Source organism: Duganella sp. GW822-FHT06D06, assembly GCF_058799615.1.
Map to the genome: position 1 here is coordinate 45524 of NZ_JBXALQ010000027.1, position 8129 is coordinate 53652.

An 8129-nucleotide genomic window follows, 5' to 3' on the forward strand; every position below is an offset into this window, starting at 1 on the left:
TGGCGCTCCGCGTTTAGTAGTTGATGCCGAGCCGCACGCCGACCGTGCGCGGTTCTATGTAGCCGGCCTGCATCTGGCCGCCGGTCGCCGAACCGCCCCAGGTTTTAGCCCAGGTATCGCTGACGTTGCGCACATAGCCTTCCAGGTTCCACTTGTCGTCCGGGCTGATCAGCTTGAGCGAGACGTCGCCCTTGGCGTAGCCCTTCTGCGACAGGCCGATATGCGGGTCGTCGAAGTTGAGCAGGTCAAAGTATATCTTGCTCTGGTAGCGCATACCGCCCCAGGCCACCAGCTTGTGGCCGCTGTCGAGATTGAAGTCCTGCGACAGGTTCAGGCCGAAGGTGTATTTCGGCGCGTTCGGCAGTGTGTGGCCTTCGAGGTTGCGGGCGCGGCGGCCGCGCAGGCGCGCTTCCGGTCCGCTGTACATCGCCGGGCATTGCGAGGCCGACTTGAACTCGATGCGCTCGTTGCACAGATAGCCGTCGTTGTAGGAATCGTAGTCGTGGATGGTCGGCTTGATGTAGCTGGCGAAGCCGCCCAGCTTGGCGCCGGCCCACGGCTTGTAGTCCCATTCGACTTCCACGCCGGGGATGTTGACCTTGGCCACGTTGACGGTCTGCCAGCCGTGCTGGATGTCGCACGCCGGATCGGAGGTACACGGGCTCTTCGGTATCACCTGGGCGAAGAAGTTGTCGCCGGTGATCTGCATGTCCTTGTAGCGCTGGAAGAACGCCACCACCGACAGGCCCAAACGGTTCTGCAACAGCTTGCCCTTGTAGCCCAGCTCGAAGTTGATGACCGTCTCCGGGCCGTACGGCGTGTACGTGATGTTGGGGGTCGGCCCGCTCACGCACACCATGCCGCCGCACAAATCGTGCTTGTCGCCGAAGCCGCCGGACTTGTAGCCTGTCGAAATCGAACCGTAGGCCATCTCCTGCGCGTTGATCTGCTTGCTCAAGCCCAGGCGCCAGGTGAGTTTGCGCCAGCTGTCTGCGTGGTCGTTCGGGGTCGGATCGCCGAAGCCGAGCAAGGCTTGCGGGCCGTTGTTCGGGCCCATCGCCGTGGTCAGGTCGTTGCCGTTGTGCGGACGCCAGCCGGGCGAACCGGGCACGCCGGGATTGATCAGGCCGAGGTAGTAGGCGTTCGGGAAGCCGCCGCCCCAGCTGCCGCCGCCGTAGTTCAGGCCGCCCTGGTCGGATTTGCTGTCGCGGCTGTAGCGGGCGCCGGCGGTGCCGGTCCAGCTCGGCGCGAAGGTCCAGTCGGCCTGCGCGAAGGCGGCCTTGGCGTCGATCTCACGGTCGGGCTGGGCGTAGTACTGCGAGATCGGCGCGCCGTACGGGCCGTAGACCAGGTTCTCCTGCGAGAAGTTGATCTGGTTTTTCTCGTGCATCCAGAACAGGCCGGCGACGTATTTGAGCGGGCCGAAGGTCTGCTTCAGTTGCAGCTCGTTGACGGTGGACTTGTAGCGCGAGTCATGGGTGCGGGTGGCGCTGTCCTTGACCGGCCAGGTGCCCCAGTTGCCGCCCGACGACAGCGGCAGGCTCGCTTCAATCTGGAACGGCAGCGGATGGAAGCCGTTGTCGTCGTCGTGCACTTGGCTGCGCTGCTGGTCGGCCCAGGCGAAGCCGTAGTCCAGCGTGGTGTTGGCGTTGACGTTCCAGGTGGCTTGCGAGCGCACGGTGTTGATCGTCATGTCGGTCTTGCCCGGCACGTTGATCAGCACATCCCACTGGCCGCGCGTGCAGGCGTAGCGGGTGCCGGCGGCCTGGTCGCAATCGCGCAGGTTGACGTAGCCGGCGCCGTTGTTCTGGAATTTTTCCGCCGTCAGCAGCCATTCGACATCGCGCCCGAACTTCATGCGCGCGGCCAGCCGGCCGGCCCATTCGTCCTGGTTGTTGTAGGCGTTGGCCGCGTCGACCTTGGTGTTGTAGCGCTGGTCCACCAGCGGCGTACCTGCCGGAAACACCGCGCCGAAGCCTTTGTCGGCGTAGCCGCTGAAGTCCTGCAACTGGTTCAGGCGGCTGTCCTTCTTGACCTTCATGAAAGTGGCGCGCAGGGCCAGCTTGTCGTTGACGGCGATGTTCTGGATCATGTTGAGCTGGCGCATGTGCAGGCTGCCCATCTCGTAGGAACTGCTGCCGTAGGTGCTGCCGAATTCCGGCTTGGCCGGAATGATGTTGATGCTGCCGGCGGTGGAGTTGCGGCCGAACAGCGTGCCCTGCGGACCGCGCAGCACTTCCACCTGCTCCAGGTCGAACATCAGCGCCTGCGCGCCCTGCGGACGCGGCGAGTACAGGCCCGCCACGTGCAGGCCGGCCGAGGGATCGCCGATCTCGGTGAAGTTGGTGGCGCTGATGCCGCGGATGGTGATCTGCACCGCCGAATCGTTACCCTCGCTCATCTGCACATTGGGCAGCTCGCCGGAAATGCCCTTGAGCGTGGTGATGCCCTGGCGGGTCAGCTTGTCCTGGGTGAAGGCGGTGACCGCCAGCGGGGTCTTCAACAGCGAGGTGGCGTAGCGGGTGGCCGATACCGTCACCTCCGGAATGCCGTCCTTGTCGGCGGCGTTGCCGGCGACTTTGGGCGCGCCCTCGGCGCCGTCCTCCGTTGCGGCATAAGCGTGCTGCGTCCCCAGGCCGAAGGCGCCGGCGATCGCCAGGCTCATCAACGTTTTCTTGGTCATCGAATGCAAAATATGTCTCCTGCTTTTATGGTGTAAAAAAGCCGGCCCCTGTGTCGAGGCCGGCAACTTCGCGGCGGGCGAAGCGATGAACTTGTTGCTGGCTGGTCCTTATTGGGCGATCAGCTTGAACGACTGGGCCGGTGTGCCGTTGCAATCCCATACTTGCAGTTGCACGCCGTTGGAGGTGGAGGCGGCCGGCACGTCCAGGCACTTGCCGCTGGCGCGGCCGACGAATTTGTAATAGCCGTCGCCCTGGTCGACCGCCTGCCATTGCTGGTTGCTGCCGCCGCCGTAGGTCCACAGCTGCACCGGCGAACCGTTGGCCGTGCCCCAGCCGGCCACGTCCCACGCCAGCGCCGGCGCCTGCTGGGTGCTGACGCGGTAGTTGCCGCTGTCGGTGGGCGTGAACTGCCACTGCTGGTTGGCGGCGCCGCGGCTGTCGCAAGCCCATTGCTGGACCGCCGCGCCGTTGCTGGTCGAGTAGCCGGCGTCGTCGACGCAGGAGCCGCTGTTCTTGTTGACCACGCTGTACCACTTGCCCGGGTCGATGCCCTTGACCGGGTCGGTGTGGAACTGCACGTCGAAGGCGCTGCTGGTGAAGCCGGCGCCGTTGCGCCAGATCTCGGTGCCGGCCTCGACATCGAGCAGGTACCAGTTGTTGTTGACCACGTTACGCCCGACCGAGTCGCGGAAGAACGGCACCAGGTCGAAGTTGACTTCGTTCACCGGCGAGGTGGCGACGTAGGAAATGATGTTCCAGCCCGGCCAGCCGCCCGGATTTTTCCAATCGACCCACACGTCCCAGTTCATACCGTTGAGGTTGACGTTGCCGGTCTTGCTGCCGGCCGGTTGCGCCGGGCCGTTGTGGTTAATCCAGATCATGATCTCGGCGCCGTCCGGCTGGCCGCTGGCCGGCGCGGTGGGGCCGGACGAGAACCAGATGTCGTAGGCCACGTCCCAGTTGCCGGCCGCGCCGGGCGCGATGCGCCAGCGGGTCGGCGCGTAGGTCAGCGCCTTCGCTTGCAGCGGCAGGCCGCTGTCCTTGGTGCACGAGCCCCAGTGGCAGCCCTTGAAGATGGCCGGATAGGAAGCCGGCGTGCTGTCCGGCGACGACGGCGCGCTGCTCAAGCTCCATTCGCCGGTGTCGGGGTTGACGTTGATGCACTGGGAACCGCTGGCCTTGTCGTTCCAGAAGTTGGTGATGACGGTGTAGGTTTCGCCCAGCACCGGATACGAGGCGTAACGCTCGCAGCTGGATGCGGCCATGCCGGGTGCGCTGTAGGCGAGCGTGATGGCTGCCGCGAGCGTCAATTTGGATAACGTGGTGAAGGTCATTTGCTTAGTCTCCATAATATTTTTGTAAGAGATCTCCCTGTCTGCAATGCCAAGCAACAACATTGCATACGGATAAAGCATAGTCAGATTGCCAGCCTTCCACCCGTTCAAAGTTGCGCAGCGTGGGGAGTGTCTTTTCAACCACAGCACATGTAACGGTGCTGGTCTTGCAAGAAAGAGATGACTATGATGGAAACGTTTCACTCGTCTTTATATATTAGCAGCATTTGCCATTTATCAACTAGCAGGACGGTACAAGTTTATGCATATGCCATCCCCCACGTCCCGGCCGCTGGAGTACAGGCTCAATCAGGTCCTGGACTACATCGATGGGCATCTGGGCCAGAACCTGAATCTCGACTGCCTGGCCGCGCTGGCCCATTTGTCGCGCTACCATTTCCTGCGCCGCTTCCAGCAGTGGAGCGCCGAGGCGCCGCACGCCTACGTGCGCCGGCGCCGGCTGGAGACCGGGGCCTCGCAACTGCTGTATTCGTCCGATTCGATCGCCGCGGTCGCGCAGAATTGCGGCTTCGACACCGCCGACGGCTTCGCCCGCGCCTTCCGCCAGTACTTCGGCCTATCGCCGTCGCGCTGGCGCGATCAGCGGCGCGACATGGCCGCCGCCAGCAGCCAGGGTCCGGTGGCCGGCCAGAACGGGCCGGTGCGCATCGTCCGCCTGCCGACCGCGCGCGTGGCCTACACGCGCCACTTCGGCCCCTACGACGAGGACAGCGCGGCGCAATGGTCGCAGCTCGACGCCTGGTGCCGCCAGCATGCGCTGCCGCCCTCGCCCCGCTACGGCATGGGGCTGGACGATCCCGACATCACGGCGCCGGAAAAGTGCCGCTACGACGTGTGCGTGGAACTGCCCGACGGCTTCGTGGCGCCGGCCGGCATGCCGATCAAGACCATCGCCGGCGGCGCGCATGCGGTGCTGCGGTTTATCGGCCCGAGGGTGTTGAGCAAGGACGCCTGGCACCGGCTGCTGCGCGACGGCGTGCTGTATGGCCGCTACAAGGCCGCCGCCCGGCCCTGCTTTGAACGTTACGAGCCGGATCGGCTCGACGCCTGCGTGGAGGCGCAGGATTGCGAGCTATGCCTGCCGCTGGAGCCGCAGATGGATTTATGATCAGCCGGCCGACAACATGGCCGACATGCCGATCAGGGTGGGATACTGTTCGGTGATGACGAAGGTGGGGATGTGCGACAGGTAGTCCGAGAAGCGGCCCTTCTGCTCGAAGCGCGCGCGGAAGCCGGAGCGTTCGAAGAACTCGCTCATCTGCGGCACGATGCGGCCGCCGATGTAGATGCCGCCCTTGGCGCCGAGGGTCAGCGCGACGTTGCCGGCCACGGTGCCGAGCATGTCGCAGAAGGCGTCCAGCGTCTCCTCGCACACGGGGCACAGGCGATGCAGGCCGCGCTCCATGATCTGCGCGGTGTTCAGGTCCTGCGGCTCGATGCGGGCGCGCTCGGCCAGCGCGCGGTACACCAGCGCGATGCCGATGCCCGACACCAGCCGCTCGCTCGACACATGCTCGTGATAGCGGCGCGCGTAGCGCAGGATGTCGATCTCGCGCTCGTTCATCGGCGCGAAGGTGCTGTGGCCTCCCTCGCTGTCGATGGCGATCCAGCGGTCGCCGGCCGGCACCAGGCCGGACACGCCCAGTCCCGCATCCGCGCCCACCAGGCCGATGGTGGCGCCGGCGCGCGCCACGCCGCCGCCGATCTGGCGCTTGTGGTCCGGCGCCAGGTAGGGCAAGGCGCTGGCCAGCGCGGTGAAGTCGTTCACCACCACCAGCGATTTCAAACTGAATTGCGAACACACCGCCTCGATCGAGAACGACCAGTGATGGTTGGTCATCGTCACCCAGTCGCCGTCGATGGGATTGGCGATGGCGATGCCGGCGAAGCGCGCCTGGTAGCCGCCCGCCGCCACCGTGGCTGTCTGCGACAGATAGGCCACCAGCGCCGCGCCCAGGGTCGGATAGGCCGCGCAATCGGTCACCCAGATCGCCTCGATCCGGTTGGGGGCCGTCTCCAGGCCGAAGCTGGCGCTGGTGCCGCCGATGTCGGCCAGCAGGCGCGGGCCGTTTGCGAGGTGCGAAAAAGCGTCGCGTTTCATGGTCTCATCCTTGTTTTTTCCGGCGGCTTGATTATATGCCACACTGCTTATGAAAACGTTTTCAAGCGCCGTTTTCATTAAATACCGTACGCGCATGAAAGTCAATGCGGGATCCAGGGTGGATTTGGCGGAAAGCCGCAAAATTTATGGTAATCTTCCGGCGAAAAGGTTTTCAGAAAAGAACAGGACACTCCTTGGCAGACACCCCCCACTCCTCCGGACCATCGACCCTGATGGATGTTGCACGCCAGGCGGGAGTATCGCCCAGCACCGTGTCGCGCATCCTCAACGGCACCGCCAAGGTGTCGGACGACAAGCGCCTGGCCGTGCTGGCCGCCATCGACAAGATGAAGTTCGCGCCCAACCAGATGGCGCAGGGCTTGAAAAAAGGCCGCTCGATGACCATCGGCATCGTGGTGCAGGACATCTCTTCCCCCTTCTTCGACGAAACGCTGCGCGGCGTCGACGACGGCTTGAAGGGCACCGGCTACGCCTCGGTGATCGTCAGCGGCCACTGGAACGCGGAAGAGGAAGCGGACCGCATGCGCCTGCTGCTGGCGCGCAAAGTCGACGGCATCATCCTGCTGTCGGGCCGCATGTCGGACCAGGCCGTGCTGGGCTTTTCCAGCCAGCGCCCGATCGTCTCCACCGGCCGCGCGCTGCACACCCGCAGCGCGCTGGGCTTCAAGCTGGACAACGAATCGGGCGCCTACCTGGCGGTCCACCACCTGATCGAACTGGGCCACCGCAGGATCGCCTTCATCTCCGGCCCGGCCAACAACATCGACGCCGCCGAGCGCCTGGCCGGCTACACCCGCGCGCTGGGCGAAGCCAACATCGAGCTGGACGCCAACCTTATCGTCGAAGGCAACTACCACGAGTCCAGCGGCATGCTGGCGATGAACCGCCTGTTCGACACGCACCAGCAATTTACCGCGGTCTTCGCCGCCAACGACCTGAGCGCGTATGGCGCGCGGCTGGCGCTGTACCGCAAGGGCATCCGCGTGCCGGACGACATCTCGCTGGTCGGCTTCGACGATTTGCCCGGATCCTCATATACCACGCCGCCTCTGACGACTATACGCCAGCCCTTGTATGACATCGGCCGCATCGCCACCCAGGCGCTGCTGCGCATCATCAACGGCGAGGAGGCACGGGGCGAAGTGCCGCCGCTGGAGCTGATCGTGCGCGAAACCACGCGGCGCGTGCGCTGACCGAAGTAGCCACACAGAAAACTGGTGTTTTCTGCAGCGAAGCCCCAACCGCTTTACAATGACGGACGTTTCGGCAAGAATCACCTCGATCTTTTAACATCGTCAAACCAACAAAAGGAAGAACAATGGAACATACCCTGCCACCACTGCCGTATGCAATCGACGCCCTGGCGCCGCACATCTCGCAAGAAACGCTGGAATACCACTACGGCAAGCATCATCAAACGTATGTGACCAACCTGAACAACCTGATCAAGGGTACCGAGTTCGAGAACCTGTCCCTGGAAGAGATCGTCAAGAAATCGTCCGGCGGCATCTTCAACAACTCCGCCCAGGTATGGAACCACACCTTCTACTGGAACGGCCTGACCCCGACCGGCAAAGGCGCACCGGACGGCGCGCTGGCCGATGCGATCAACGCCAAGTGGGGTTCGTTCGACAAGTTCAAGGAAGAGTTCACCAAGTCGTGCGTAGGCAACTTCGGTTCGAGCTGGACCTGGCTGGTGAAAAAAGCCGACGGTACGCTGGACATCGTCAACACCTCCAACGCCGCCACCCCGCTGACCACCGACGCCAAAGCGCTGCTGACCTGCGACCTGTGGGAGCACGCCTACTACATCGACTACCGCAACGTCCGTCCCAAGTATGTAGAGACCTTCTTCAAGCTGGCCAACTGGGACTTCGCAGCCGCGAACTTCGCCTGAGCTAGCTGAACTAACCCGGGGTCAGGTCTGACATTCGGACACGAGCTCTGCCGTAACGGTCAGTCTGTCTC

6 protein-coding genes are annotated in these 8129 nt (G+C 64.1%); 3 read left to right on the forward strand and 3 right to left on the reverse strand.

The window, feature by feature from the left end; translation table 11 throughout:
- Positions 1-13 precede the first annotated feature (13 nt).
- Positions 14-2683: a TonB-dependent receptor gene (locus tag AC1RMD_RS29765; RefSeq protein ID WP_492932237.1), complete on the reverse strand. Its 2670-nt coding sequence runs from the start codon at positions 2681-2683 to the stop codon at positions 14-16.
- A 108-nt stretch (positions 2684-2791) separates the two neighbouring features.
- Positions 2792-4018 carry an RICIN domain-containing protein gene (locus AC1RMD_RS29770; RefSeq protein WP_492932225.1) on the reverse strand — a complete coding sequence of 409 codons (1227 nt, stop codon included), beginning with the start codon at positions 4016-4018 and terminating at the stop codon, positions 2792-2794.
- 262 nt (positions 4019-4280) lie between these two features.
- On the opposite strand from AC1RMD_RS29770, the gene AC1RMD_RS29775 reads away from it, so the two are divergent.
- On the forward strand, positions 4281-5147 hold the full coding sequence (locus AC1RMD_RS29775; RefSeq protein ID WP_492932227.1) for an AraC family transcriptional regulator: 867 nt from the start codon (positions 4281-4283) through the stop codon (positions 5145-5147).
- On the opposite strand, the gene AC1RMD_RS29780 is transcribed toward AC1RMD_RS29775, so the two are convergent.
- Positions 5148-6140 (reverse strand): glucokinase, encoded by a 993-nt coding sequence (locus tag AC1RMD_RS29780; RefSeq protein WP_492932229.1) that lies wholly within the window; start codon positions 6138-6140, stop codon positions 5148-5150.
- A 233-nt stretch (positions 6141-6373) separates the two neighbouring features.
- On the opposite strand from AC1RMD_RS29780, the gene AC1RMD_RS29785 reads away from it, so the two are divergent.
- Positions 6374-7354 carry a LacI family DNA-binding transcriptional regulator gene (locus AC1RMD_RS29785; RefSeq protein WP_492932239.1) on the forward strand — a complete coding sequence of 327 codons (981 nt, stop codon included), beginning with the start codon at positions 6374-6376 and terminating at the stop codon, positions 7352-7354.
- Between the two features lie 125 nt (positions 7355-7479).
- Positions 7480-8058: a superoxide dismutase [Fe] gene (sodB, locus tag AC1RMD_RS29790; RefSeq protein ID WP_492932231.1), complete on the forward strand. Its 579-nt coding sequence runs from the start codon at positions 7480-7482 to the stop codon at positions 8056-8058.
- Positions 8059-8129: the final 71 nt, after the last annotated feature.

Coding starts and splice junctions, on each gene's coding strand:
- AC1RMD_RS29765 (WP_492932237.1), bottom strand. CDS start 2,683: ATGACCAAGAAAACGTTGATGAGCCTGGCGATCGCCGGCGCCTTCGGC.
- AC1RMD_RS29770 (WP_492932225.1), bottom strand. CDS start 4,018: ATGACCTTCACCACGTTATCCAAATTGACGCTCGCGGCAGCCATCACG.
- AC1RMD_RS29775 (WP_492932227.1), top strand. CDS start 4,281: ATGCATATGCCATCCCCCACGTCCCGGCCGCTGGAGTACAGGCTCAAT.
- AC1RMD_RS29780 (WP_492932229.1), bottom strand. CDS start 6,140: ATGAAACGCGACGCTTTTTCGCACCTCGCAAACGGCCCGCGCCTGCTG.
- AC1RMD_RS29785 (WP_492932239.1), top strand. CDS start 6,374: ATGGATGTTGCACGCCAGGCGGGAGTATCGCCCAGCACCGTGTCGCGC.
- sodB (WP_492932231.1), top strand. CDS start 7,480: ATGGAACATACCCTGCCACCACTGCCGTATGCAATCGACGCCCTGGCG.